At 55.9% G+C, this 26,965-nt stretch carries 15 protein-coding genes; 6 read left to right on the top strand and 9 right to left on the bottom strand.

Features of this window, described 5'->3' with window-relative positions:
* Positions 1-23: 23 nt before the first annotated feature.
* The 3 genes from ACR3ZL_RS12795 to ACR3ZL_RS12785 form a co-directional block, all read right to left on the bottom strand.
* Positions 24-1,796 carry a ShlB/FhaC/HecB family hemolysin secretion/activation protein gene (locus ACR3ZL_RS12795; RefSeq protein WP_473652762.1) on the bottom strand — a complete coding sequence of 591 codons (1,773 nt, stop codon included), beginning with the start codon at positions 1,794-1,796 and terminating at the stop codon, positions 24-26.
* Between the two features lie 599 nt (positions 1,797-2,395).
* Entirely contained in the window at positions 2,396-7,519 is a 5,124-nt protein-coding gene (locus ACR3ZL_RS12790; RefSeq protein WP_486173519.1) for a beta strand repeat-containing protein, read from the bottom strand.
* An 811-nt stretch (positions 7,520-8,330) separates the two neighbouring features.
* Positions 8,331-10,148, bottom strand: a complete 1,818-nt coding sequence (locus ACR3ZL_RS12785; protein ID WP_473652765.1) for a hypothetical protein — start codon at positions 10,146-10,148, stop codon at positions 8,331-8,333.
* Positions 10,149-10,755: 607 nt separating this feature from the next.
* Between ACR3ZL_RS12785 and ACR3ZL_RS12780 the strand changes: the two genes are divergently transcribed.
* Complete coding sequence (locus ACR3ZL_RS12780) at positions 10,756-11,406, top strand: redox-sensing transcriptional repressor Rex (protein ID WP_473652766.1); 651 nt, start codon at positions 10,756-10,758, stop codon at positions 11,404-11,406.
* Between the two features lie 82 nt (positions 11,407-11,488).
* Here ACR3ZL_RS12780 and ACR3ZL_RS12775 read toward each other — a convergent pair whose 3' ends face one another.
* Positions 11,489-12,016 carry a TFIIB-type zinc ribbon-containing protein gene (locus ACR3ZL_RS12775; RefSeq protein WP_473652767.1) on the bottom strand — a complete coding sequence of 176 codons (528 nt, stop codon included), beginning with the start codon at positions 12,014-12,016 and terminating at the stop codon, positions 11,489-11,491.
* A 246-nt stretch (positions 12,017-12,262) separates the two neighbouring features.
* Between ACR3ZL_RS12775 and ACR3ZL_RS12770 the strand changes: the two genes are divergently transcribed.
* Complete coding sequence (locus tag ACR3ZL_RS12770) at positions 12,263-12,847, top strand: RNA polymerase sigma factor (RefSeq protein ID WP_473652768.1); 585 nt, start codon at positions 12,263-12,265, stop codon at positions 12,845-12,847.
* Between the two features lie 77 nt (positions 12,848-12,924).
* The gene (locus ACR3ZL_RS12765) at positions 12,925-15,816 is read left to right on the top strand and encodes a YfbK domain-containing protein (RefSeq protein ID WP_473652769.1); all 2,892 of its coding nucleotides are present in this window, start codon (positions 12,925-12,927) and stop codon (positions 15,814-15,816) included.
* Positions 15,817-15,974: 158 nt separating this feature from the next.
* On the opposite strand, the gene ACR3ZL_RS12760 is transcribed toward ACR3ZL_RS12765, so the two are convergent.
* Positions 15,975-17,681, bottom strand: a complete 1,707-nt coding sequence (locus tag ACR3ZL_RS12760) for a hypothetical protein (RefSeq protein ID WP_473652770.1) — start codon at positions 17,679-17,681, stop codon at positions 15,975-15,977.
* A gap of 528 nt (positions 17,682-18,209) precedes the next feature.
* On the opposite strand from ACR3ZL_RS12760, the gene ACR3ZL_RS12755 reads away from it, so the two are divergent.
* Positions 18,210-18,755 carry a DOMON domain-containing protein gene (locus ACR3ZL_RS12755; RefSeq protein ID WP_486173583.1) on the top strand — a complete coding sequence of 182 codons (546 nt, stop codon included), beginning with the start codon at positions 18,210-18,212 and terminating at the stop codon, positions 18,753-18,755.
* A 99-nt stretch (positions 18,756-18,854) separates the two neighbouring features.
* On the opposite strand, the gene ACR3ZL_RS12750 is transcribed toward ACR3ZL_RS12755, so the two are convergent.
* From ACR3ZL_RS12750 to gap, 3 genes are all read right to left on the bottom strand, one after another.
* Positions 18,855-19,634, bottom strand: coding sequence for a type III pantothenate kinase (locus ACR3ZL_RS12750; RefSeq protein ID WP_473652771.1), 780 nt, complete (start codon positions 19,632-19,634; stop codon positions 18,855-18,857).
* Complete coding sequence (obgE, locus tag ACR3ZL_RS12745) at positions 19,631-20,881, bottom strand: GTPase ObgE (RefSeq protein WP_473652772.1); 1,251 nt, start codon at positions 20,879-20,881, stop codon at positions 19,631-19,633. Before obgE ends, ACR3ZL_RS12750 begins: the two co-directional genes overlap by 4 nt.
* A gap of 142 nt (positions 20,882-21,023) precedes the next feature.
* A complete protein-coding gene (gene gap / locus ACR3ZL_RS12740; RefSeq protein WP_473652773.1) occupies positions 21,024-22,019 on the bottom strand; it encodes a type I glyceraldehyde-3-phosphate dehydrogenase in 996 nt (331 codons plus the stop codon).
* 119 nt (positions 22,020-22,138) lie between these two features.
* Between gap and ACR3ZL_RS12735 the strand changes: the two genes are divergently transcribed.
* Complete coding sequence (locus ACR3ZL_RS12735; RefSeq protein WP_473652774.1) at positions 22,139-23,038, top strand: class I SAM-dependent methyltransferase; 900 nt, start codon at positions 22,139-22,141, stop codon at positions 23,036-23,038.
* A gap of 121 nt (positions 23,039-23,159) precedes the next feature.
* Here the strand turns inward: ACR3ZL_RS12735 and ACR3ZL_RS12730 are convergent, their stop codons facing one another.
* A complete protein-coding gene (locus ACR3ZL_RS12730) occupies positions 23,160-26,135 on the bottom strand; it encodes a hypothetical protein (RefSeq protein ID WP_473652775.1) in 2,976 nt (991 codons plus the stop codon).
* Positions 26,136-26,304: 169 nt separating this feature from the next.
* Here ACR3ZL_RS12730 and ACR3ZL_RS12725 point away from each other — a divergent pair, with 169 nt between their 5' ends.
* Positions 26,305-26,580, top strand: coding sequence for a hypothetical protein (locus ACR3ZL_RS12725; RefSeq protein WP_473652776.1), 276 nt, complete (start codon positions 26,305-26,307; stop codon positions 26,578-26,580).
* The last annotated feature ends 385 nt before the right edge of the window (positions 26,581-26,965 follow it).

The raw sequence follows: 26,965 nt of genomic DNA, 5'->3' as shown, positions 1-26,965 counted from the left end.
CTTAATCCAACAACACGACTTTCCTATCGTCGTTTGGGCGTTGGGCCTAAGAACGAGACAACCCCGACGTGGACTCGTCCGCCTGCCGGAGCAGTGGCGACATCGTTGAGACCATGGCCGTAGTCGAGTCGCAGTGCAAGTCGATCGGCGAGTGCAAAGCGAAGTCCGACGCCGACGCTGGCCAAGAACTGCTCTTTTTCTTCGCCCACCTGAGCGTCCAATACGAAGGCCTGCCCCAGATCCGAGAACGCGTAGTACTTCAGCGTCCGTTCGGACTTACCGCATCCATACACGGTCGCATTCGGCCCGAATTCAAAACTGGTTAGCCAGCCGTTGTCGCCGTTAGCAACACGTTGGTCGTAACCGCGGACGGAATCGTACCCGCCAAAACCAAGCGTTTCGCTGTAAAGTAGCCGGTCAGATGTCAATTGACCGACGGCCCGCGAAACCAATTCGTGGCGACATCCCAGTTGCCGTCTCAGATCGATCGCTGAGCGGCAATAGATGTAACCCGGTGCTGTGTCTGCACGAAGCGTGCTGAAGGAGGCACGATTGTTGTTCGACGTAAATCCGTCGCCGGGGCTGACATAAAAGTCAGTGTTCCAGCGAGCGTAGTCGCCGTTGGCCCGTCGTTTGAATGCGTTGTAGCCGAAGTTAAGTTGCAACAAGTCGGCATCGGACTGGGTGGCGTTGACCACACCGAACTCAACGGAGGTGTTGGACGACTTAAAGTCGGTTCCAACGAAAAACGCACTTTCCTCGTTGGCGGTCCGGGTTCGATAGTGGAAAAGCCGCGAGCCCAGTTGCCAAGCTTCACCGTCTTGGGTCAGCGGAGCGGGCAGGGTTGGTGACGCCGAAGCCCAGCTTCCAAATAAGAACGCGGAATGCTTTCGATCAAAGTCAACGCTGTAGCTGAGTGCGTGTGCTTGCAGTTGAGAGAAGTCGCCGTCGGCGGTGTACTGATATCCCAAGATCCCGTCCTGGCCGAACAGGTTGCCGATAACCAACCCGGAATAGAGTCGTTCCAACCCCAAAGTATCCACGCCGGTGTCTTCGTATCCCAAGTACGCACGCATTGGGAAAACATCATCGACTTCGAACGTTAAGTCGGTGGTTCCGTCGTAGCCACCGGGTTGAAGGTCCAGTCCGACCGAACGGAACGGGTTTCGGTTAAGCCAATAGAGGTCTTCCGCAAGACAGGGTTCGTATATCCGTCCCCCCACGCGAGACCGTGTAATTTGACCTCGGAATCGACATGGATCGAGCCAAGTTGCACCGGCAACATTGATCGAACTGATTCGTGATTCGATGATCACGATTTGGACGGTACCGCCGGTAACCTTTTGCTCTGGAATCTGGACATCGACGATCGGTTGACCGCACTTTTCATAGATCGTGATAATGTCGCGAGTCAGTTGGTTCAGGTTCCGCAGTGTGATCGGTTTGCCAAGGTGTCGGTGGATCACATGGTGGACTCTCGTTGAGTTCGCCAGTGATGAGTTCGAACCGACTTGGCAATGAACGCCCTGCAGTTCCGCATGGGATTCGTGTGGCGTGACGGAATCAGCATGATCCAGAATGATCACCGCTTCCAAGGAATCAACCAACACCGCATCACTGGATGGAAGCGCATCTTCGGGTGACTGAGTCGCGTTCAGATCGATCGCACGATCGTTCGTTGCCCCGAATAACTTAGGCTGATATCGCTCAAAGTTCTGCGAAAACGCGTGACTACTACACAGCGTTTGTGCAACCGCTACCAAAGCGATTGCAACCCAAAAACGACGATCCATCATCCTGTTGCCCCAAAATCCATTTCGTCTGATCGCTGATGTTCGTTACAACGCATGGCGACCATTTGTCGCCGGGCTGAACGGTTAATCCATCAATCAGAACGTAAAACGCTTAAAAAACCCCTTAGTGGACGCCTTTAGAAAAGGCAATCCACTGCGGTAGAACGTGCTATCTCGCGACGTGCCCCGCCACCAATAGCATGCGTAAGTCATCATCGACCGACGCAAGTGCCCCGGCTATCACACGAGTTCAGGGCCGAACAACTGCGCTGATATGAACAACGCGATTTGCACGCATATTGGCCTCAGCCCTTGAACTCGCTCAAATTGAAAGTTCGGCTAAAGAAGACCAAAGGATCGATCTTCCATGGACGACGCGGTTTCGACAGCCACGTCTCCTCTTAAAATGGAGCGAGGAAATGCGCATCAACCGGATGAAACCAATTGCATCATTGCCGGAGCAGCGGTTGGAATTGGAACTTCAATTTCCGTCCACAGATAACTTGATAAAGTTACCATTGCCTTGCTCCGCCATGATTTGAGTCCTTGATCCGGCCTACCCGCTCTTCCACCTTGCAGGTCTCCCCACTCCTGGATCTCGGCTAGCTTGTTGCATTCGGGTCAGGCAAATCGCCTGGAAGTTGCACCGCCAACTCGCCGGACTGCTCGTCGTCGGAATTCGTACTTTCTTGCGACACCGTACCGTCATCACCATTGCCTGCGTTCGGATCAGTCACGCCTACCGATGCACTGCCCCGTTGCCCGCTGGTTATCGAACCACCTCCACCGCCCATCAGATTATTAACCGACCCAGCCACCAAGCCAGCTCGTGACCAGACGTCATGGGTCGTGTTATCTTCCGGTGACCGAACCGTTAATGTCGAATCTTCAAAGGTGATGTCGTAGTTGGAGGCATCGAAGACCGAGCCGATAGGATCACGACCGGTCAGTTCATAGACACCTACCACCGCCGCTCTCGGGATCCCTTCGCTTTCCTGGGTAATCGTCTCAACCAAGTCCTCGTTTTTGAGCCCTTCGGCGGTAAATTCGGTTCCATCGAGGTTGGATTCCGCACCAACCACTTTGGTCGACGATCCTAGCGTTAGTGTGAGCGGAGCAGGCGTCACGGAGAGCGGACCTACAACGTAGGTGATATCGTAGTTGGACGACTTGAAGTCCGTCCCCGTGGGTGCCGATCCCGTGATCTGGTACGGACCACCGCTGACCGAGGCGGATGCTTCGGCACCGCTTGAAGTCATCGTCAGACTGTCGATGGTTTGGCTATTGACCAGTCCAGATACATTGAATTCGGTACCGTCCCAAGTGAAAACGTCGCCATAGATCTTCGTTTGACTATTGATCGAAATGTTCAATTCAGCGGGGGTGATCGTGTGGGTGCCAGCGGTGTCGATTGGGACCGAATCGAACGATTGGCCGTTCCGATAAATTTGTTTGATGTAGTAACCCTTCTTGAGGTCATCGGTTTTGATCTGCAGCACGGTCGTGCCGGCATCGGAGTCACTGTTCAGTCCGGCGTAGTCCGCGGAAAGATTCAAATCTTCTTCGGTGGTTGCTCCGAACAGATTCGAATTGTCACCTAGCAGGGTGACGTCCGCGAATTCGGTAATGTCCGAACCGTAGACCGAAGTGGAGTCACCAATTTGGATTTCCAGTCCGATGGGCGCCGAAAAAATGGACCAGTTCTGAGCCGCGTCGCCGACGTACTCGCCGTAGAACCCGTTGTTCGGGTCACTGGGGCCGCCATAGTTGGTTGGCACTTCACCCGTCGCATGACCACCATTCAGCGATGCATCTGAGTCAACAAGATATTGCGAAACATCCGGTACGTAGAAGCCAAGGGTGCCGCCGTCAGCAAATGCTGCACTGACGAAATTGGAATTGGCGTCGGCTACCAATGTGTAGGGTTGGTGCGCATCTTCAATTTCCCGATCAACGTTGTCCTCGGTAAAGTCAGAAAGACCAGCCGAAACGACCGTAGTTCCGGACGTGTAAGTTCCGCCAGCGTCGATCACATGGCCGATGTGCCCATTCGAAATTTGGACGTCTTTCCCGCCCAAAACCTGCACGTTACCAGCGGCCGATTTTCCGGTGTCATCGTTTCCGGGTGCATCACCATGACCGATCGTCGCGAGGTGCGTTCCGACACCAGTAAGCACGATGTCACCGGATGCATCAACCGTAATGTCGCCGTCGACAGAAGTTGTCGTATCGGTGAATGCAAACCCGATCTGAGCGGACGCATTGGAACTGGAATTGACCGTTAGGGTTTCTGTGTTGATGTTCGTCGAACCGGCGGCACTGCCTATGCTAACTGGAGTGGATTGCGTTCCGTCGCCAATTTCCGCCAGCGTCGCGTCAACCGAAACATCGCCTTGAGTCGTTTGCACGACACCTTTGACCAAGACTTGAGTGGAATCCAGCTGAATATCACCGGAGGCATCGATGTTGGTCACGTCAATCTTGTCGGTACCAATGTTGCCGGTACCACCAGATTGATACGCCGTGGACAGATCAATGTTGCTGCCGCCGGTAGAGGTTAACGATGCGATCTCAATCGAACGACCGCCACGGACCTTTAGGTTCTTGTCGAGCGTCGCGTCAATCGTCGTGGTACCCGGCGTCGTTGCCGAGACATGAGCCACATCGATCGTATCGAAACCGGCGAGGTGGTTGAGCTCCGAATCATCCAGGTGGACGTTACCGGTGGCCCCAGTACCAAGTCCGACCGACGTCGCTCGCGAACTACTGGTGCTGGAAACTCTTCCTGCATTGATCGTCAGGAAACTATCGCTGTCTTCGGTTGTCACGGCACCACCAATTTCGAGTGCTTCATACACCGAAAGGTTGAGGGCTTCGGGAACTTTGACGTCACTTAGCTGCAACGCGTCGGCTAGCAAGTTCACTGCACCAGTGGTAATGGTACCAAAGTCGAGCGGATTGATTGAATCGGCGCCGGCCACGTTCAGTAGGCCCGAAGCGCTAGTGTTTTGGAAAGTCACCGATTCGAAATTCGTGATAAGATCGAATGCTTCGCTGTCTAGAGTCCAGTCCCCCGCTGCCGCGGCGCCGACTGCCATGCTGCTTGAACCCGAGAACAACTGCAAATCGGTGTTATCGGCATCACCGGTCAAGAAACCGGTGAGAGAGATCTCACCACTGATGAGTTTGAAGAAACCCGAATCGGTGGTCACCGCATCGACGACCGCCTCTCCGCTGCCTCCATCAAGCGTGATCCCGGTTGCGTAGTTTCCGGTGAAGTCCATATCGGCGTGAAGGACTCCGGTACTGCCGGTCACCAGCAAGCTGCTATAAGTTCCGAGGAAATCGAATTCTTCAGCAGTCACATTGAAAAGACCGATGGTTCCATCGCCCAAGCCGATGGCCTGCGAACTAGATATCGGATCGAGTGTCAGCGTACCGGTATCGGCTGATTTAACTATCTGGTTTTGCACATTCAGGCCATCGGTAATCAGCTTGAGGTTGGTGCCGATCGCCAGGGTGTCGATATCAACCGATGAACCTCGCAATGTGACTAAATTGAAGTTCAACGCTGCATCGTCGATCGCGATATCACTGCCAATACCGGTAGCGGTTCCAATGTCGAAGGTCGAGAACCCGGTGATCCCTTCTAAGATCGATTTGGAGAACTGTAGTTGCCCGCCAGCACTGCCCAGTCCGATGGTTTTGGTTGACTTGCCATCGAACTGAAACGTTCCACTGCCGGCAACCGGACCGGTGATGGTGAGGTCATCGGAACTGATCGACAGCGATCGTCCGGCGAACCGGTCGATGTTGACAGCATCGGCGTCGATATTCAGGGACGAAATCGCACTGGCGGATTCGCCCATCTCGATATCAACGTCGCCAGCCTCGATCGTGCCCACCGATAGAGAAGCGAGATCATCGTCGCTGAGGTTCAAGGAGCCGGTCGCTGCGGTTCCCAAACCAACGGACTCGTCACCCGTAGCGATCAACTTGTCAATCCAACTAGCCCCCGCAACATCGACCTCCCCGGCTGTCACCGTGACATCCGAAATGCCGCCCAGCGAACTGCTGATGCGACCGTCTTCGGTGACCGTGAGCGTGCCGGTTCCGGCATTGAAGTCAACGGCGGCGGAGTTTTTTCTGGAATCACGGATCTCCGCCGCGATGGTGATGTCCACTGCACCATCACCGCCACTTGTCTCGCGGAGTGTCAGTGATGTCTTTGAACCATCCAAGGATGTCATCTCATCGCCGCCGGAAGAAACGGTCGGGAACAAATCGGACTCCACTTCGATCAGGTTGTCAGCTTCGATGACCAGTGCTCCAGAACCCCACTGGGCCCGAATTGCATCTTCGTTCGTTGCATTGATCGTGAAGTTGGATGGATCCAGCAACAAAGCCCCGTACTCGCCATTGGTTGATCGCAGATCCGCGTTGCCGGTAAAGGTCAGGTTGTTCTTTCCGGAAACTTCCGCGTTACCACCGTTGCCCGTACCTAATGCGCGAGCGTTTATTTGGCCGGCGAATTCAGTGTCGCCATCGGCCCAAACTACAACCGTCCCGGCATCACCGTTGACGGTCGCATCTACACTGATGGTGGAATCGGCGGAGACCGACGTTTGGCTCGCGTTGGCGATCTCGGCATTTTGCCCCTTCCATCCACCGCCGATTCGCACGTCACCGCCAGCTAACTCGCCGGATGCGTCGATCGTCGATCCTTTCAGTGTGACTGTTTCGCCAGTCACGACGACTCGTCCGCCCGTTGTACCGCTGACGTCGATGGTGCCCTGATCCAGGGTCGCTTCGGTCGAGGCCAGCATTTCAACTGAACCACCCGCCGACGATGGACTGCCTGAACCACTAGGGCTGGCCGAGCCGCCGGGATTCGTGAGCGCCGCTGTAATCGTAGCGTCGTTAACGATCCGCCCATTCGGGTTCACCAAATAGACTTCACCGCCCACGTTCAGACCTCCGATTGCCCGCACCGTGCCACTGTTTCCGATCAAAGAGGCACCTGCAGCGATGCCGCCCTTGATCGTGTCGAGGTCGGCTTGGATGTACGTCCCACCAGCCATCTTCAGTCGGCCGCCCGTCGCCATATTGATCGTACCGGTCGACTCGATCGTTCCGTTATTGAAGACCTGTGACGCAATCAAATGGGCACCGCCGTCGCCGGTCGAGATCAACCCATTGTTCGTAACCGCCGCTGAAGAGCTTCCCGAGAACGAAAGATCACCGCTCATGAAACGGTCATTGGAAATATCTAACGTCGTCGCAGTGAATCCATTCGTGTTGATCGTGCCCGTCGATCCAATCACGATGCCGCTGGCGTTGGAAAGGAACACGTTTCCGTTGGACGTGATCGCTCCATCGATCAGCGATTGCGGCGCGCCAGCCATCACCTTATTCAAGACCGCCGAGTTGGAACTGAGTTGGTCGAAATTGACCGTCTGTCCCTGTCCGACCGAAAAGTCCGACCAATTTATGACCGCGCGGTTGGTCGTCGTCGTGATGTTGGTCAGATTCGCCACACTCGTGTCGATCGTTCCCGCACCAGCGACGATGCTGCCACCGGTCGGCGACTGTGCGTTAGCTGCGGTCGAAAACGTCGTCCCGACGATCATTGCCGCCAGTAATAGCCGCTTGCGATTCTTGGCCTTCAGCATGCCCCGCCGGAAACGATCTCTAACGAAACGCGCACCGCTAATATGTTGCCCCATTCTACTCTTCCGTACATTCGTGAAATTTTTGCCCCTGGTCACAAACTACGTTATCGCCCTCTCTTACCTCGCAAGGTTTGCTAGCATTGCGAAAATTACCACCTGCGATGACCCCGGTCCGGTCAGTTGCTAAAAGCAGAACAACCCCTCGGCGAGCCATCGATTCGGCGACCAGCATCATGACGGCCGCGCGTCTCACGATTTTGCCGCCACCAACACTGCGCAGCTCGGGCGACTCGGTCAACTCGCCACGCATACCATCACCGTCCATCGGTGAGTACGTGGTGACGCCTAAATTGACTTGCCGTCTATTGTCGCGACGGGTGCAACAAATGGTCAGATGCAGCCCGCTGGGGTTTGATAACGCGAGGCTGGCCAAGAAGGCAAACGAGTGAGCCTATCGCGTTGCAAGGCGATTAAGTTGCCGGCTGTAGAAAGCGCGACGTGGTCCCGATGGAATGCGGTTGACCAGCCGATGAGCTGCACCTGCATGCGAACGCTTGTTGCCGAGACGTTTAGGTCGGCGCATAAAAAAGGGGCGAGTTTCTCAATCCTTGAGAATCTCGACCCCGATTGGAGTTCGTTTGAACGCTCGTCCCGTTAGCGGCTGCTGGGAGGGCAAGCGCCCCGGCGAATCCACCGCCGGCTGCTCGTTATTCGAAGAGTATCCGAGCCAGCCCGGTCGGTTGGATTCGATTGGGGCTTAGTCGCGTGGAAGGCGTCCTAAATATCCGTGTGGTTTGTTCCCAGGGCCGCTGGTCCGCCGACTCATTCGGCAGACCAGCTTTCCTGAAATCAAACTGGTTTCAAACTAGCATCCGCAAGCAGGTGCAACGTCGCAGCCGCAGCTGTCGATCACTTCGCAGCCACAAGCTGGCTTTGCGAAGATCTTGTCCATCAAGCTCTTGATGCAGTTCTTCTTTGGTGCACAGCAAGGAGCTGCGTCGCAGCCACAAGCTGGTGCTGCGTCGCAACCACAAGCCGAAGCCGAGTCACATCCGCAAGCTGCTGGAGCACCGCATCCGCAATCGCTACCGGCAGCCGATGCACCGCAGCAAGGAGCTGGGCAGCAAACGGTGACAGGAACTTGCTTGCAAACAACACGTGGAACGCATCGGGTTACAGTGTAAGGCTCGCAAACCTTGCGGCACTTAGCAACCTTGATGGTTTCTTGGTAGCACTCTTTGCGGCAAGTTGTGCTGCAAACAGTCTTGGTGCGGCATTCTGGAACCATCTTGCAAACGGTGTAGTTGCAAACCTTGGTGCGGCATTCTGGAACCATCTTGCAGACGGTGTAGTTACAGGTCTTTTGACGGTTTTCGCAAACCATTTTGCAGACGGTGTAGTTACAAGTCTTGGTACGGCACTCAGGAACCATCTTGCAGGTCGTGTAGTTGCAGGTCTTTTGACGGTTTTCGCAAACCATCTTGCAGACCTTGTAGCAAACTTCCTTGGTGCGGCATTCTGGGACCATCTTGCAAACGGTGTAGTTGCAGGTCTTCGTGCGGCATTCTGGAACCATCTTGCAAACCTTGTACTCGACCACTTTGGTGCGGCACTCAGGAACGCGACGGCAAACAGTGTAAGGAATTTCACGAGTACGGCACTCGGTGACGTACTTAGTGCAAGTGACTTCGCGTTGCTCACAAGTAGGAACCCAGACCTTCTTGCAGATGGTCTTTGGGCAACCTTGAACGCATTCTACTCGGCACTTGCCGGGGCAGTATACGGTGCGGCAAGTTGCAGCGTCGAAGTACGAAGTACCAGGCTCACGAACCGTACGACGGATCATTGGACCAGGAACCGTTTCAGTGCGAGTTTCCCAGTGTCCACCCTTGACCGTGATGGTCTTGGTGTATTGCTGAGGAACGCTCACGCTGTAGTTTTCAGTGCGAACTTTTTCTTCACGAACGGTGTTGTAAACGGTGTAGTTTACGTTGCGAGTACGAGTTTCGTACACGGGGTTCATGACTGTGTAGTTGGTCGTACGAGTACGTGTTTCGTACACTGGCTTGTTAACCGTGTAGTTGATCGTCTTCGTACGTGTCTCGTACACAGGCTTTTTGACTGTGTAGTTGATCACTCGTTGGTGCTGTTCGTAAACAGGTTTCATCACCGTGTAGTTGATCGTCTTTGTACGAGTCTCGTACACAGGCTTCTTGACTGTGTAGTTGATCACTCGCTGGCGAGTTTCGTACACAGGCTTGTTGACGGTGTAGTTGATCGTCTTTTGACGCGTTTCGCGATGGGGAACCATCACGGTATATTGAACTTCACGCTGAGTGGTTTCAGGAACCATTCGCGTTTTGTTGACGACTTGGTCAACGTAGTAAGTTTCGTTGCGAGTGCGGTAGCGAGTTTCTTCAACTTGCTCCATCACGGTTTCACGAACAGTTCGCATAACGGTGTACGATCCACCAGCCGATGCGGGAGCCGCACCTTCGCTGATGACAGCACCGTCTGCGACGACGGAACCACCGGCAATGCCGCTATCAGCGACGACCGATCCGCCACCGCAGCTGCTACAGCCTTCGTAGCTGATCGCGCCGCAATATGCGGCTTGAGCAGCAGTAGCGCCCGAGACAATCGCGATGAACGCGATGACGGGCATCAACCAGAACTTCTTCATGTCAAAATCTCCACAGGAAACAACGCTAGGCGTTGCATAAGACGCAGCTTTCCACTGGCCACCGGAACCCCCCGGCAAGCCCATCAACGGAACCAAACCTCGCTAGCCCGTCCCACTTTCTCAGTCAGTGTTGGTGGCTTGTGCGGTAATCACTTCCCGTCAGTTCAAAGCTTGAACGTGTGTCACTTGTCCGCGTGGTGCCCGTCAGCCAAACTAAGGCTGTGGTAGCGATCAAGAAGGGAGGGTCGAGTTGCAATCACTTGCCTAAAACACATGCGTTGAGCTTGCGGGATAGCGAAAATGATTCCGTTGCACAAACTACATCGACTACGGATCAAGGCTGGGATACGCAAACGGGGGACACAAGGCAAAAGAAAGCGTTTAGGCCGGTCGCTCAGAACGACCCTACCGCCTGTGCGGATTGTGACGACGAGGTTGGGTTGAGGGTCCCAAGTTGATCTGAAATCACAGCCCGATTACCGCCAAGTTGGTGTGCGATCACCACCGCGCTGGCTGTCCTGGACTTAGCCTGTGCGTGCGACCGGCAAAACCGTTACTGTTAGTCATCTTCCGGCATCAAAAGAAACGCCCACGAACTGCGATTGCCATGAACGACGAACCGAAACCGACCACCACGCGAGGCGACCTGTCCACGCCCGCGGTCGGTCGCCTGAGTCTCTATTACCGCGAACTGCATCGGTTGCTTGATGGCGGGACCACGTCCACCAACAGCCGCGACCTGGCGGCTTTGGTTAATGTGTCCGCCGCAGTCGTACGTCGCGACCTGAGTTCAATCCAGTCAAGCGGGCGACGAGGCGTCGGCTATGACGTCGCGATGCTGGTCGACCACATTGGTCGGGTCTTGGGAAGTGGCGTGCAATGGAAGGCCGTCTTGATCGGCGTCGGGTCACTGGGAAACGCGTTGTTGCGTTATAAAGGTTTCGAACAATTGGGCTTCACCTTGGTAGCGGCGTTCGACACGGATTCCACCAAGGTTGGACGTAGCGTCGGCGGCACCGCGATCCGCGCGTTGGATGACCTGGAACTGGTGTTGCGAGAATACAAACCGGAATTGGCAATCATCTCGGTCCCCAGCGAACACGCAATGGACGTGGCGGGCCGAGTGGTCGCACACGGGATCCAGGGCATCCTCAATTTTGCACCCACGACGTTGCGAGTTTCTTCCGCCGTCGCGGTGATCAACGTGGATTTGGCCAGCGAATTGCAACAACTGGCATTCCGAATTCAAAACGGCTAGCGACGATCCCGCAGAGATCGTTTAAGACCGTTCAAAACCGTTTCGCGGATCAACGAAACGACTCTTACAAATCTTCGTCGACTTACCGGCGACCGGGTGCTTCGGCGATTCGCGTTAGCTCGCCGCAATCGAGCCATACCCGTTCGCAAGCGGCACAGGAGTCAATCGCGACTCGGCCTGGACCGGCATAAAAGAACGATTCCATCGTCGATTGGCACGTTGGACAGGACAATCGGTCGTGGTGTTCACGAGGCCCATCAACCGCCAAATCAAAGTCGCTTAAACGATCCGGGCCGGTGTACTCCGCTCGGCGTCCGTGCACCAAAATGGCGAAAGACGGCCGACGGATCCACGCGCCTTGGCAAGTTCGACACCCCAAGATCGGCTGTTCGTCCAAAGATCCCATTTCCAGCATCACGGTGGAACCGTTGCGGGCACCGGAATGGCAACATGACGGACACGGCAGCGACGAAACCGTGCCGGTCAGCACCAATTTGTCAACGCTGTCGGCCAGTGCCTGAGCCACCGCTTCGGTCTCGCAATATTCGCAGATATACCGGCCGGAGCGGTCCAAACGAGATACCGGTGCAGCGCAGGAGATGCATTTCATAGGAGACCGCGACCGTGTTGTTTGCGAGGGATTGGACGGAACACATCGAAAGGTGAACAAACTTGGCTTACAACTGGGACATTGTCGAATTTCGCATGCGGATTTTTCTTTTTAGACCTGCATTAGCGGTCGTAGCCTCCAAAAGTCAGCTTTCCGGCTAATAGAATTCGCTTTCATTCGTTGTTCCTGTTGCGTGCGGAACGGTTCCCTCGCCCATCCTTCTCTTCCCGCCAACCGTGAACCTCCATGGAAGATAGCCCCGATGACCTGAGCGACTGGCTGACCGACGCCGTCGATTGCCACGAACACCGATTGCTGTCTTATGCGAAGTGTTTGCTGCGCGACCGGACGACGGCCCAAGATGCCGTGCAGGAGACGTTTTTGCAGTTATGCCGCAAGGCACGCGAAATCGCCGCCTCGCCCGACCCGCCAACGCTGTTCGAGTTCGCCGAAAGGCTGACGCCATGGTTGTTTACCGTTTGCAGAACCCGAGTGATCGACATGCAACGAAAACGAAACCCCCATTCATTTTCTCGCTCGGGAACAGCATCCCGTGCGGGTGATTCCAACGACGATGCCCCCGAAGCCAACGTCGTCGACCCGTCCCCGATGCCTGAAGACACCGTCATCGCCGACGAAGAACAGCAACAAGTCGCCGAGTCCATCGGCAGCCTGACACCCCGACAACGCGAAGTCCTGCAACTGCGAATGCAGGGAGGCCTGAGCTACCGCGAAATCGCCGACGTGACCGGGCTGACGCCAACCAACGTTGGCTTTCATCTGCATCAAGCCGTCGCGTCGCTGCGGCTGACGTTGGAGTCCAGCCATTAGGCTGCCAGGCACTGGAGAACATGCAAACGCCTGGACTCCAACACGACTATCAAACCATTCAATCTCATAAAAATACAATGTCCAACAATAACAACCACTCTGACCCATGGGATGACGAACGCATCACCGCGTACGTCATGGGCGAACTGACGGGCGACGAAAAACAGTCGTTTGAAGCAGCGATGCAGCACGACCCGTCGCTTTCCGACGCGGTCGAGCAAGCACGCGAAGTAACTAACAAGCTCGAAGGCTTTTATGCCGCCATCCCAAGCCAATCCCTCGATCCCAAACGGCGCGAGGAGGTTCTGGCATCGCCTTCATCTGATTCAGCGACGACAACGGCGACCGGTTCCGCAACACCGGGTTCGGCCGCGTCGGCGTCCACATCGAAGTTCACATGGACTCAATTCTTTGTTGCCGCCAGCATCGTCGGTGTACTTGCTGCACTCAGCCTGCCGGTCGTGTGGTCGTTAACAAAGGGCAACCGACCGATGGCGATGCAGGAACCCGATGCTCGTAACGAACCGACTAGCGAATTGGCGGATGAAGGGTTCGCCGAAGAATCGCAACCGTCTGGATCCATTGCGGCTTCTAGCTTGAGGGCGGACTCTGATTCTTCGACATCCGCCGATATCGCAATCAACATAGATGCTACTCAGATCGATGGCGAAGCCCCGTCGGCGGCCCCACAAGATGCCGGCTTAGACGCTTCCATGATGGCAGCGGACGACTTTGGCATCGCCGACGTCGAAATGAATCGAGCGTCCGGTATGCGAGCTGAATCTGACACGATGGCACGTGAATCCGCTCCGTTGGCGATGGCACTGGAACCACGAGCAGCCAAGTCTTTTTCCAGTCCCGATGTTTCTGGGGCGATTTCAGGGGCGATGCGCGACGTGCGAGAAAGTCCTACACCAGCGTCGGTCCCAACAACATTATCTGAACCCGCACCAGCACCTAAAGCCGCGCCAGGTGCCTCATTCGCCGGGCCCGCTATGGCCCCGCTTGCGTCTGCGGATCAGGAGGGCATTTCGGCTAAACGATCCACGCCTGGTATGGGCAAACCTTTCAATGGTACAAGAGAACTAGGTAGGGATGGCAATTTGCGGGCCAGTATGCAAGCACCCCAAGCGTTTGGAAGTTCATCGATTCGTGATTCACGCTCTCGTGAGAAACAAAGCTCCATTCGAGGCCGTGGCGTGCAGATGGACTTTGACGACGATTCGATGCCCGCCGAATCCCGCCCCGATCAGGGAGTCGGGCCCGGCATGTCAGGCGACAAGTACGACGTGCTCGTTGAAAACACGTTCAAGCGTGTTGCGGATCACCAGTTGAGTACTCTATCGATCGACGTCGACACGGCGAGCTATTCGAAGGTGCGAATGTTCCTGCAGCGTGGGCAACTGCCTCGTCCTGACGCGGTTCGTATCGAAGAGATGATCAACTATTTCTCCTACGACTACAGCAAAAGTTGGAGTCCAGCCTTTAAGCTGAAAGCGAAGAGCCAAGGTGATCAGAATGACTTGGATGATAGCGACGACGATGAGCAGGGTGATAATGATGCGGAAGACGAAAACGCTAGTGGGGAACCGGCTAAAGCCTGGACTCCAACGGGTGCTCCGACAGGGAAAGGCACCGCGGCTCCGTTTGCGGTTAGCCTGGATGTTGCGGCCTGTCCCTGGAACGACGAACACAAGTTGGTCCGTGTCGGGCTGCAGGCCATCGATCTGAACAAGAAGGAACGGCCTCAGTGCAACCTGGTGTTCCTAATCGACACTAGCGGGTCAATGCGATCACGTAACAAACTGCCGTTGGTCATCGATGGCATGAAGCTGTTGTTAGATGAACTTCGCCCCGACGATCAGGTCGCGATTGTGGTCTACGCCGGTTCCGCTGGCCTTGTCCTCGATAGCACGCCGGTCTCGGATCGCTCCAAAATCCTGCAATCGCTAACCCAATTGCAAGCGGGTGGAAGTACCAACGGAGGTGCCGGCATGAAGCTCGCCTATCAAACCGCTCGTGAACACTTCATCAAGAAGGGTGTCAATCGCGTCGTCTTATGCAGCGACGGTGATTTCAATGTGGGCATGACCGGAACCGATGAGCTTGTCCGAGAAGCCAAATCGCAAGCTAAGTCTGGCATCGATCTAACCGTACTCGGCTTCGGCATGGGCAACCACAACGATGCCATGATGGAACGCATCTCCAACGACGCGGAAGGCAACTACGGCTTTATCGATAGCATCAACGAGGCCAAAAAGGTGTTGGTCAAAGAGTTGACTGGTACGCTGGTCACGGTTGCGAAGGACGTGAAGATCCAAATCGAGTTCAATCCGCAAGTCGTTTCTTCGTACCGCCTGATCGGTTACGAAAACCGCGTTCTGGCTAAAGAAGACTTCAACGATGACAAGAAAGATGCTGGCGAAATCGGTGCCGGACACCGTGTGACAGCTCTTTACGAGATCGTTCCTGCCGGAAAGTTACCGGACGCAATTTCACCAGCAGTTGACCCGCTGAAGTATTCGAGCGATTCAGCAACGCTGAACGAAGAACTTTCAATTGGTGACGAATCCGACAGCGATCAGGAGGATGCCGAAAAGGAAAATGCGAACGATTCCGACGATGCATCGACCGAATCGAATTCGGCAAGAGACTCCAATCTGACCAAGCCAGAGATGCTGACCTTGAAATTGCGTTACAAGCAGCCTCAAGGCAAGAAGAGCACGCTGATGACTCGCGTTTTGGTCGATTCGAACCAGGACTTTTCTGACGCAGACACTGACTTCCAATTCGCTGCTGCAGTGGCTGGATTCGGAATGCAACTTCGCAACAGTGCCTTCGCGGGTAGCTGGACCTACGAGGATGTTTTGCATACGGCCCAGAAAGCGAAGGGCGGTGATCCAGAAGGCTCGCGAGCCGAGATGATCGAACTGATCAAAAAGGCTCAGCGGCTGACGGTGTCAGAGTAAACGCAACAGTTCGGCCTACCCGCTCAACTATTTCATCGGCAATGTTGACTGATTGCGATGTTGGCTGGTAGGCGAACACGGACGTCAATGCTGCGGAACACATCCCGTAGGCCATTCGAATGCGGGTGACCTACGGGATTTTCCGTTACGAACGAAAGCTACCGCTGCTGAGTCGATTCGACAGACTCTGGCTTCGACGCGATCTCAACCATCGGGGCATCCAAAATCGTCAAGATTGCTTGACGCTGTGCCGAGCTGAGAGCAGCGAGTCGTTTCGCCAATTCGTTCACGTCCACCTCTGCGGCCGCTTCTTCGCTGGCCACCAACGAGGATTCCTCGACCAGCAACTCATTGGCAAGCGGATCGGCGATGGGAGCTGGCACGGCTTCGCCAGCAACGTCCATCGTCGCGAACTGCTCGAACGAGTCAACTGCGTCGGGGAGGTCATCGGCCACGGGGGCCGGCACCATCGATCCATCTACAAACATCATGTCGACATCCGAGACCGCCATGCGGATTCGACCAATGTTCGCGTCTGGGATCGGATCAGCGATCGGTGCAGGGATTTGTTCCCCACCGACCTGCATCATCGCCACGCCATCAATGATGCTGATCTCACCATCGTCGGCTGGTTCAACCACTGCCGCGATTTGCTGATCTTCGGCAATCTGTTGCGCCAACTCGGCACGAGCCGGTGCGAGGCTCGCGATCCACTCGCCGTACGACTCGCCAACCTTCGCAAACGTGAAACCACTCACCTTGCTCCTGTCGATCAGTTCGCTCACTCCCGACGCGAGATCTTCCAACATGTCCGCGGGCAATGGCTCAAGCCCTTCGTTGTCCAAGACTTCTGTTTCTGCGACGGCGACTTCAGAAGCGATGGCGGCGACGGCACTGCTGGGCAGTTCAGATTGCGTCTCTTGCGGGTAGGTGACGTAGTTCTTGGGCGTCAATGGAACGACGCTGGAAAGCGGCAAGTACTGAATATCAAGATCACGTTTGGCAAGATCATACGGCAGATACGCGTCTTCGATCGTGACGATCATGGCCGACGATCCGACCAATGTCGAGTCACTGGGGGAGGAGACATCGTCTTGCAAGTCAAGCGACTCTTCGGCCGCGAGTTCGACGACTGCCGCATCAGGCGTCGAACTCGCGGGATCGCTTTCGCCGTCGGTTGCGGCAGGAATCGCGTCGGCCTTGGCGACTTCCTGGCTGGTGACCTTCGCAACCGCGACTGTTTGAGTGTCGAGCCACCATCGATTCAGTGCAACCGCTTCGGCAAGTTGCAGGTCCGTTGCGGCTTCCTCGGCGACCAACTCGTCGAAGACGGCTGCGGCATCATCGGCGGCGAAGAAGATGTCACCACCTTCGACAGCGTCGATCTGCAAGGTGGCGGGAGCTTGATTCGCAATGGGACCGATCATTGCAAAAGGTTCCAGGACCTGCTCGATGGAGATCCCGATCTTGGTGGCTGAGGCGAAGACAGCGGCGGCGATGGCCTGGTCAAATTGACTGGATGCTTTCGAAGCAACCGGGACGCTGTCGTGGGTACCGATGCTGTCGTGCGTGCCTTGGCTAACGTAGGCCGGCAGTGCGGCGATGCTGGCGGCTGGCTCGGATGCTTCCGTATCGGCGATGGCTTCGTCCGCGACGGGCTCCGCGTCGGTTTGGAATTCGTGAACCAGAATCGAGATTCCGCCTTGGCGATCCATTCGGTTGAGGATCTCTTGGTCGTCGGCGTTGACGGCCGCCATGGCCGAGCCAGCGATAAAGGCAGCGAGCGCCATCCGGCGAGCTGGCTTGGAAACGAACGACTTCAACAGTCGGGTACAAGAACGGCGAATGAATGCTTTGTTTGACATCGAATAAATCCTTTATGATGTTGCCTTCGAAGCGGCGCCGTTGGTTGCACGTGATCGTTGGATCGTTTGCAGGGGAATAATGGTAGGCGGCAATTTCGAAGGTCGCGGGCCATCATTGGCACGCTGGGGCAGGTCCAGTGGGGTGAGATTTGAGGTGGGTACAACGAACTTGGGTCAAGCAAGAAGATCGTCCGGATAGGAAAGAAAAGGTCTGGCCGACACGCTCGACACATCTGCGTTTTCGTCGCTAAGCACGCTATCGGCGACCCTGCGGCTGAAGGAACATATATCGATAAGCGAAAGTGGGGCTTTTCGAGAATGCAGCCGGGCTGTATCGATTGTGCGACGTTTTTGACCGAATCGAGCAAGCCAGCGATGCCCGTTGGCGAAGATTTCGTTACGATGCCTCTTATGACCAAGACCAACCAACTCGTTGATCCAACAATCCTGTTTCGTTTCGAAGTGCGAATCCTGAAAGCGGACCTCGCTTGGACGAAACGCGGAATTGAATTGCCGCCCTCCCATCGCGTGCCCTCATTTGGTGCATTATCCGGAGCACCGACGTTTGCCGATTTGCGGATGGGTTGGTCCAACGACGGAATCGGCTTCACGATGAAGGTCGTCGGCAAGCGCACCATGCCCTGGTGCCGCGACACGCGATTGGACGAAAGCGATGGGCTTCATATCTGGATCGACACCCGCAATAGCCCCAACATCCACCGAGCGACCCAGCACTGCCATCGGTTTTTGTGGCTACCCGCCGGCGGCGGCCCGCAGCGGGAGCGACCGGTCGCATCGATGATTCTGATCAATCGAGCTCGTTCGAACCCCAAACCCGTCATGCCCGGAACCCTGCAGATCCACGCTGCTCCGAAACACGACGGCTACGAAATCTCAGGCTTAATTCCAACTGCCGCAATGACCGGCTTCGACCCCGTCGACCAACCGCAGTTGGGTTTCTACTACATGGTGACCGACCGCGAACTGGGCGTTCAAGCCTTAACGCTCAGCGACAGTTTCCCCGTCGCCGAAGACCCATCACTATGGGGCGAAGCCGCATTGGTTTCGCCGTAAGTTTACATGCTTGCCAGCCGCAAATTTAACATCACCTAACCGGCGATGTTATCAGTCGTGCGGAATCGGCTAAAGCCTGGACTCCAGCTTTGGCTTCGTCTACTTCGTTGAGGGCAACCGAGTTAGGGTTCGGCAGACGAGGTGGGGCTCGACTTGGCAGGGGACGCTTAGGGCGGACGCGATGCAGGGTGCGTCGCCACCGGTCACGACGAGGTTGGCGGGTTCACCGTACAAGCGGATCAGTCGCTCGATGCCGCCGACGACGGACGACAAGATACCTAGCCGAATGGCCGCAGACGTGTTCTTACCGGGCGAATCCAGATTGGCGGTGTCACCACACTGCGTTCCCCAATCGAGTTTCGGCAAAGCGTCCGTGCCACTGGCCAACGCTGTCGTCTGCATTGCTAAACCTGGGATGATCGCGCCGCCAAGATAGACGCCTTCCGCATCAACCAAATCGACCGTGACTGTGGTGCCGGCATCCACCAGAACCAACGGCAAATCAGAATCCTGGTCCGACTCGCTGGCAAAGTTACCATGCACTGCACCGTATGCTCCCACCAAGCGATCGATTCCGACTCGGTCCGGCTGATCGACAGAGACTTCCAGCGGAATGTCATGCCGACTGATGATTCGAATACTGACCTGTTGCCCAACGACCGGACGTAGCCCCAACTCAAGTACCTGTGCAGCACCGCGATTGACACTGGCGATGCGAATCTCCGAAGCGACCGCTTCCGTTTTTAGCAGAGCCGCCACCTGATCAATCACCTGCTTGATGCCGTCATCATGACTTAGACGAACCGATACCACCTCGTTCGGTTTCTCGTTGCATGCCCATTTGATTGCGGTATTGCCAACGTCAATACCAACGATCACGGCTTCTTGCCCGTTCGTCGCTTGGAGCGTTCGATGTGCGGGTTGGTATGACCGCGGTGCTTTTTATCTTCCGCCCAAGGATCGTATGCCTCAACGTCCATTGGCTTATGTTCGTCAGACAAGTTCGCCGTCAAACCTTGCTTATGCGGAGGCACGCGTGTTTTGCGTGGTTCGGACGCGACCTGATCGACTTCGCGAATTGGCATGATGTCTTCGCCAGCCTGGATCATCTCAAGACGGCGTTTTGTGACACTGTCCATGATCACACTGGTCAATTCTTCCAAGCCCAGCCCCGCGGCCGCACTGATCTTAAACAACCGGCGATCGTGATCGACTGGGTTCTCCGCAAAGTACTCCTTCAGTTTGGCTTCGACTTCACCGCCGATATCCAGTTCGGACTTGGTCAGCACGACCAACTCATCTCGGGTGTCCATCGTCGGATCGTATTGCCGTAACTCTTCGCGGATCGCGTTGTAGTTATGAACTGGATCGGAGCCATCGATTGGCACGGGTTCGACAAGGTGGACTAACAGTCCGGCTCGTTCGATGTGCCTGAGGAATTCGTGTCCAAGTCCGACACCTTCGCTGGCGCCTTCGATCAACCCTGGGATATCCGCCAGCACGAAAGAACGCTCTACATCAATTTCGACGATACCGAGGTTCGGATACTTCGTCGTGAACGGGTAGTCGGCGATTTCAGGGCGGGCACTACTGATCCGCGACAGCAACGTGCTTTTGCCTGCGTTGGGTTTGCCAATCAAACCGACATCGGCGATCGATTTCAGTTCCAGGATCACGTGACGATACTCACCCGGAGCACCCGGCGTCTTTTCGCGTGGAACCTGGTTGGTGGCGGATTTGAATCGAGCGTTCCCGTGACCGCCCTTGCCACCACGAGCGATGACGAATTCGTCACCAACCTTGGTGAGGTCGCGGATCACGTAGCCATCAGCGGCATCAATCACGCTGGTTCCGCAAGGAACGTACAAACGCAAGTCATGTCCACCGCGCCCGTGCTTAAGCCGGCCTTGTCCAGGCTGGCCCTTCTCGGCTTTGAAGAATCGTTTTCCAGCGAAAGTGGAAAGCGAGTTCACGCCCACTTTGGCTTCCAGGATGATGCTACCACCCAGCCCACCGTCACCTCCATCGGGTCCGCCCTTAGGGACAAATTTTTCGCGGCGGAAACTCATGCAACCGTCACCACCTTTGCCAGCGGTGAGTTCGACTTCGACGCGATCGATAAACATGAAGGCAGCTTTTAGCTACTAGCTTTTAGCTATTAGCTTCCATAATTAGGAGGGGAAAAAAAAGCGTGACACTTGGTCACGCTTTAATGATAGTCGATGCCGCATGCCCGCGGCTGCTAGCTAACAGCTAAATAGCTAAAAGCTAATCGCTAATTTTGGCGACGAGGTCGAGAACCTTGCAGGAGTAACCCCACTCGTTGTCGTACCATGAGACAACCTTGACGAAGGTTCCGTCGAGTTGGATACCAGCGTTGGCATCGAAAATCGAGGTGCGGGATTCGTCACGGAAGTCAGTCGAAACGACCATGTCTTCGGTGTAACCCAAGACGCCCTTCATGGCACCTTCGGATTCAGCCTTCATGGCAGCACAGATATCTTCGTAGGTGGTTTCCTTTTCGAGTTCGACGGTCAGGTCGACAACCGAAACGTCCGAAGTTGGGACGCGGAAAGCCATGCCGGTCAACTTGCCATTCATTTCTGGAATGACCTTGCCAACAGCCTTAGCAGCACCGGTGCTGGAAGGAATGATGTTTTCAAGGATACCACGTCCACCACGCCAATCCTTAGCCGATGGTCCATCGACAGTCTTTTGGGTTGCGGTGGCAGCGTGAACGGTGGTCATCAAACCACGCTTGATGCCGAACTTGTCGTTCAGAACCTTCACGATCGGAGCCAAGCAGTTCGTTGTGCACGAAGCGTTGGAGACAAAGATTTCGCCGTTGTAGCTGTCGTCGTTGACGCCCATGACAAACATGCGAGTGTCGTCCTTCGAAGGTGCCGACATGACAACCTTCTTGGCACCAGCGTCGATGTGGCCTTGAGCCTTTTCGGAGGTCAAGAAGATACCGGTCGATTCGACAACGATATCGACGCCTGCATCGCCCCAAGCAAGCTTGGCAGGATTGGTTTCGGCGGTGGTGCGGATTTCTTGACCGTTAACGACCAACTTGCCGTCTTTAACGCAAACTTCACCCTGGAAAGGGCCGTGCACGGAATCGTACTTAAGCATGTATGCTAGGTAATCGACGTCGAGCAAGTCATTGATTGCCACTACATCGATGTCGTCACGATTGATCGAAGCGCGAAAGACCATCCGTCCGATACGTCCGAATCCGTTGATACCTACTTTGATAGACACTGTGCTCAAATTCCCTAGGGAGTGAAGTTTAGTAACTGGTGGGGGCGGAATTATAGGAGCGAGTGGACGGATTGAAATAGCCCCCGCAAACTCAGCCACTCCGATACGAACGAAGATTGATGTCTTTGGAAAACGAAACGCACGACCGCGACTCAGCCGCGAGCCCCTCGTTACCCCGCGGTGATGGGAGTCAAAATGCGTGGCGACGACCGGTCGGCGTCTCACCGGGAACGTGGCGTTACGCCCACGAAGGGACGATCGCTTCCCGCTACGATGACTTTGTGGCAGCCACTCCGCTTTGCCGCGTCGATCTTCAAATGACCGCAGAGGTGTTTCCGGGGCCAAGCCGGCCCATTACGACCGCTGTTCATGCGACCAGCGACCCTACCGGTTTGGCAAACGGTACTGGAAATGCCGGCTCCGAAAAAAAATGGATTCTCGACCTCGGTTGCGGGACCGGACGGGCGTCCGAAGTCCTGTCGAAGGCGGGATATGACGTGTTGGCCGTCGACCTGTCCCTACCGATGCTCGCCGAAGTCCAGCAGCGGCAACTTGCCCGCGTCATGCCGCTGCGGGCGAACCTGGTGGAATTGGAGTGCCTGGCCGATTCATTTGCCGCCGGCGCGGTATGCCTGTTCAGCACTCTAGGAATGATCCAAGGACGAGCGAATCGCCGCCGCTTCCTGACCAACGTTCGCCGCATCGTGCAGCCAGGCGGCCAGTTTCTATTGCACGTCCACAATCGCTATGCCGCCATCGCCCACTCCGCCGGCCGCCGTCAGTTGCTTGCCAGCCGGTTTCGATCGTTAATGCAAAAAGACACCGAGTTTGGCGACGCGGTTTATCCCTACCGCGGACTGCCCGACATGTTCCTACATCAATTCTCTCGCCGCGAATTGACCGCCGATCTTAGGCACTCCGGATGGCGTGTGACCCAGTGGTCGAAATTATCACTGGACAGCTCGCGACGCCTGACCGGTTCCGGCTTGGCGGGCGGCTTCTTGGTTGTGACCGAATGAAGCCGTCGGCATTGCACGGGCTTCACGTGATTGGATAGATCAACATCACACAGGCCACAATTGGCGGATCAACTTTTTAGCAAGCTGATCAGACAACGCACCGTAACGAAGGCGATGAAGATCATCGTGCCACCGACTTAACCGAAGCTGTCGATCGCATCCCGACCGCAACACGCTGGGACGTGTTCGGACTGATCGCAAGAGCGAGCCAACCATCACGAAGTTCCAACTGGCTGATCGCGAGGTCTTGTGTGGCCGGGTGCTCCACCAATCGTGGCAACGTCAATGGAATGCTACGAGATTCCGCTAGCACTTTGTTGAACAGTGCACGAATGGGAAAACGTTGGCGCATCGACATACCCGGACCACTGACGCTGAGGTGCCCGTCGCGGACCAAGCGAGCTTGCAATCCGTCGATCACCGGCCGGTACGAGGCTCGTACGATGAAGCGACGCAGGTTCGCACGCCCCGCTTGCGACAGGCTAACGACACGCAACGTCAACGTCAGCTTTCCATCTTCCATCTCAACCGTGATGGGACGAGTGGAAGCGAATTCAATCTCCGCGTCCGCCGGAATGTCCTCGGGTAATTCCGATAAGTCCTGACCAAACAATTCAAGCGTGTCATGAAAGAACGCCTCGAAGGTTTTCGACTTTCCCGTCGGCAGCAATTGCTCGAGCGTGTTATTGAGTGCCGATTGATGCACCTGCAAACTCATCCAACTGTCGTTCCAAGCTCGCGGCCGAGGCGTGTTGGCCGCCAATTGCCAATCACCCGCCAAACGATAACGCGCAATCAATCGTTCTTGCGTGGTCGACATATCGACCACCTTCGGTTCCAAATTCAAATGTCCTAGCGGACCAAAAACGAACTCGTCCAGCTTTTGTGATCCTCGATTGGCCTTCAACGCCAATTCGGTTTGCAGTTCCTGTTCAACGCTGGTTCGAATCTGAGTTTCGCTAACGCGACTGGCAACCGGCCGGGCTTGTTCGAACCGACTTTCCGCGATGCCACGAACCAGCGACCCGATCAACGGCCATCCGTCGTATCGCGACTTCACTCCCTGCAATTGCTGACTGCCACGAACCTCGACCTTCGTTCCGCCGATGGAATAGTTCCCGGGGCGAATGATCAGCGGCGTTGTCGCGTGGAACTGGCTTGTGCCACTCGTTAGCACGGTCACACCGGATTGAGCCGTCACGCCTTGGGTGACCACGTTTCCGTTAGTGTGAACGTTCAAGTTCCACGAATCACGCGAAGGAGTCAGACCAATGCCTAACTTCGTTTCGACGTGGCTGGTGCCTCGGACCTCGTTTCCCAACACCTGGGTTCGCAAGGGCTGGGTCTTACCCGGCACCGCAGGCAGCAAGCGGTCAATCAGCCGTACCGAGATCGCCGTACGAACATTCGCGTTACGATAGTTCAGGTCGATCGCCTTGGCGACTCGGGCAGCATTGACATCGTCGGAAAAACGCAGCGACTGGAAAGCTTCGCCCACCTTGATTGCAGCGAGATCGATCGCATCGGTTTCACCGCGTTCCAAATCGCCAAGCAATTGCGTGTAGTCAATCGGTCGGACCGTCCACACTTGAAGTGCTCGGGCGAGCGAGATCACGTTATCACGGCTGAGCCACTCGACGTGTTCCGGTGTAAGCAGATGGTGTTCTAACCGCGATAGAAATCGCTGAGCCACCAACGCTCGTTCATCCACATCCGACGAACGCACCGCTGCCTCGACTTCATCGAGCAACAGAAACGTTTCCCAGCCCATCGTGTCGCCCGTTTCGTGCAAGTCGCGACGCAGGAGTTCCACCAACTCCGGAATCCGGTCGCTCGAACTTGTCGACGACAACGGCTGGACACTCTTTCCATCTAAACGAACCAACGACAGGTACTGCTGATCGGCGTTGTCGGAGTTCGCTGAATCCCCGACCACCGCTTCACCTTCTCGGGCAAGCTGCCAGATCGGGCCCCAGACGTTGGCTCGACGCGAGCACGCATGTGCGGCTCGGAGCCAACGTACTTGCTGGTCGCGGGCGGGCACTCGTTCCGCCAACTGCAACCCAGCCTCGGACAAAGACGCGAGCTGTCGAATCAGCTTCCCGGATCGCTCATCACCAATTCGTGGCAACGCTTGTAAGTCGGCGATCGTTGTCTCCACCCGTCCGGCCCAACGTCCCATCACAATCGAAGTCGCGTGTCGTCGGATCGAGCCGACGCCTTGGCCTTGAGCCTGGCTGGCGTTGCCTTCGGCGATTAACGAACGAATGATGTTACGGGACGTTGTCTCTTCACCCACCTTCAATTGCACCGACGTGAACGACTGTCGGTCGCCCGATGTCACCATCTTGGCCAAGTCCGCACTTTGCGCGATGATCGCAAGTTCCCGCGATAGCTGCTTCGGCTGCGGCCACGATGCCGGTCCGCCAACGACAGCGGATGAACGCATCGATGCGGTTGGTGACTGGATCGCACGTCGTGCATCATCGGGCTGAATCGTTGCCGACTCAAATGCTGGCTTTGCGAGCACTCGCACCGATTGCGGGATCAACGTCTTGGCAATTAGTGGCCGAGTCGGCTCGTCGAACAAGTCATTGAGGCAATTAGGCAACAAGGCGTTAGCCCGGTTGATAGCAACGGCGTTCCAGCTCGCAAGCGGATCAAGCTGGTTCATCCAGTTTGATTGCGAAATGGAACCGGTGGCGGCAAAAGGATCTTCCAGTCCGGGCGAAAGACGGGAGGGGAGTGCCACTGAGGTATTGACCTCGTGTGACGGCATCAAGAGGGGGCTATTGGATGCCAGTCCCGAAAATCCTGCAAGCTCCGCCACCGGGTTCAACACCGGGGCCAACAAGGTGCGGGCGATTGTCTTGTCGCTTGCAACAAGGTCCGCCTTCGCTAGCGATGAAACGCCTTCTTCATCGCTCGTGTTTGCACTCCACGCTTCTTCCAGTCGCGATGGCAAAGCCAATCCGCGAATACCACACTCGGGGCGTTGGCTGGCACGTCCATTCGCATCGAACGACTTTGCCATTGGCGACTCGGCCAACGACTTGTCCAGAACGATCAGAGGCTGAGCTTCGATGGTACGATTCATGGATTCGTTAACCGTCGCTGAATCCGTCAGCCGACTCGCCGAACGTCCCGCGTTCAGCAGAGCACCCGTCCAACGTACCAAGCTGGTAACAGCCGTGGAGCCTGTTGTGACGTTGCGTAACGAATCTTTCGAAGGTTGATGCCAGCACAAGGGTAGCGTCGTCGCAGCGATGATCGCAGTCGATGCGATCGCCGGCCACAACAGCAGTGCTCTTTTGACTTCCTTGTCCATCGTACCAAAGCCCGCCGGCCTCATTGCCGGTAAACGTGTTCGTGAAGTGGGGATGACGATCAAGCAGGTAACGCAGGGCATTCGTTGCCCCGTTTGCCCGATCGGCAATGACGACGTTCCCCGTGCAAACAGTCTCGTCGTCGAAGCTGGTATCGTCGCCACAGTCACCGAAAATCAGAAACGGTTCGCCCGGCTGCGTGATGCTCAGGACTGACCAAACGGGAACGCCAGGAGCAAGCGGCAATGGTAATGCGACCACCCAAGTCAGCATGCACGGATCAAACGGTAAAGACAGAACCCACCCGAAGGTGGAAATCAAATCCACAAGCCACGTGAAACTTCGTGGAACACAAGCTTCTCTCGCGGGTCTTTGGCTCAATGCGTGTTGAGACGCAATGTAATCTCGTTGGCATTTAGTTGCACCGATAACCGCTTTGGCATACAGCGAAACTGCAAGGTGGTTGGCTGGCCAAGAAAAAGTAACGACGATGGACGACGATGGACATCGATGGCTTCGCATATATTTTCCAGGGTGCAGTGCAGGGTAGCCCTCCCCCTCGCTTCGCTCGACCCCTCCCAGCGGGCGGGGTTCTTTGTGT

The organism is Rhodopirellula sp. J20-39 (assembly GCF_057365095.1).
Note: the sequence above shows the minus strand (reverse complement) of the source record. Positions and strands in the feature narration are given on the sequence as shown.

Coding starts and splice junctions, on each gene's coding strand:
- ACR3ZL_RS12725 (WP_473652776.1), top strand. CDS start 26,305: ATGATCGCAGTCGATGCGATCGCCGGCCACAACAGCAGTGCTCTTTTG.
- ACR3ZL_RS12795 (WP_473652762.1), bottom strand. CDS start 1,796: ATGATGGATCGTCGTTTTTGGGTTGCAATCGCTTTGGTAGCGGTTGCA.
- ACR3ZL_RS12765 (WP_473652769.1), top strand. CDS start 12,925: ATGTCCAACAATAACAACCACTCTGACCCATGGGATGACGAACGCATC.
- ACR3ZL_RS12730 (WP_473652775.1), bottom strand. CDS start 26,135: ATGAATCGTACCATCGAAGCTCAGCCTCTGATCGTTCTGGACAAGTCG.
- ACR3ZL_RS12770 (WP_473652768.1), top strand. CDS start 12,263: ATGGAAGATAGCCCCGATGACCTGAGCGACTGGCTGACCGACGCCGTC.
- ACR3ZL_RS12780 (WP_473652766.1), top strand. CDS start 10,756: ATGAACGACGAACCGAAACCGACCACCACGCGAGGCGACCTGTCCACG.
- obgE (WP_473652772.1), bottom strand. CDS start 20,881: ATGTTTATCGATCGCGTCGAAGTCGAACTCACCGCTGGCAAAGGTGGT.
- ACR3ZL_RS12735 (WP_473652774.1), top strand. CDS start 22,139: ATGTCTTTGGAAAACGAAACGCACGACCGCGACTCAGCCGCGAGCCCC.
- ACR3ZL_RS12775 (WP_473652767.1), bottom strand. CDS start 12,016: ATGAAATGCATCTCCTGCGCTGCACCGGTATCTCGTTTGGACCGCTCC.
- ACR3ZL_RS12760 (WP_473652770.1), bottom strand. CDS start 17,681: ATGTCAAACAAAGCATTCATTCGCCGTTCTTGTACCCGACTGTTGAAG.
- ACR3ZL_RS12790 (WP_486173519.1), bottom strand. CDS start 7,519: ATGGGGCAACATATTAGCGGTGCGCGTTTCGTTAGAGATCGTTTCCGG.
- ACR3ZL_RS12785 (WP_473652765.1), bottom strand. CDS start 10,148: ATGAAGAAGTTCTGGTTGATGCCCGTCATCGCGTTCATCGCGATTGTC.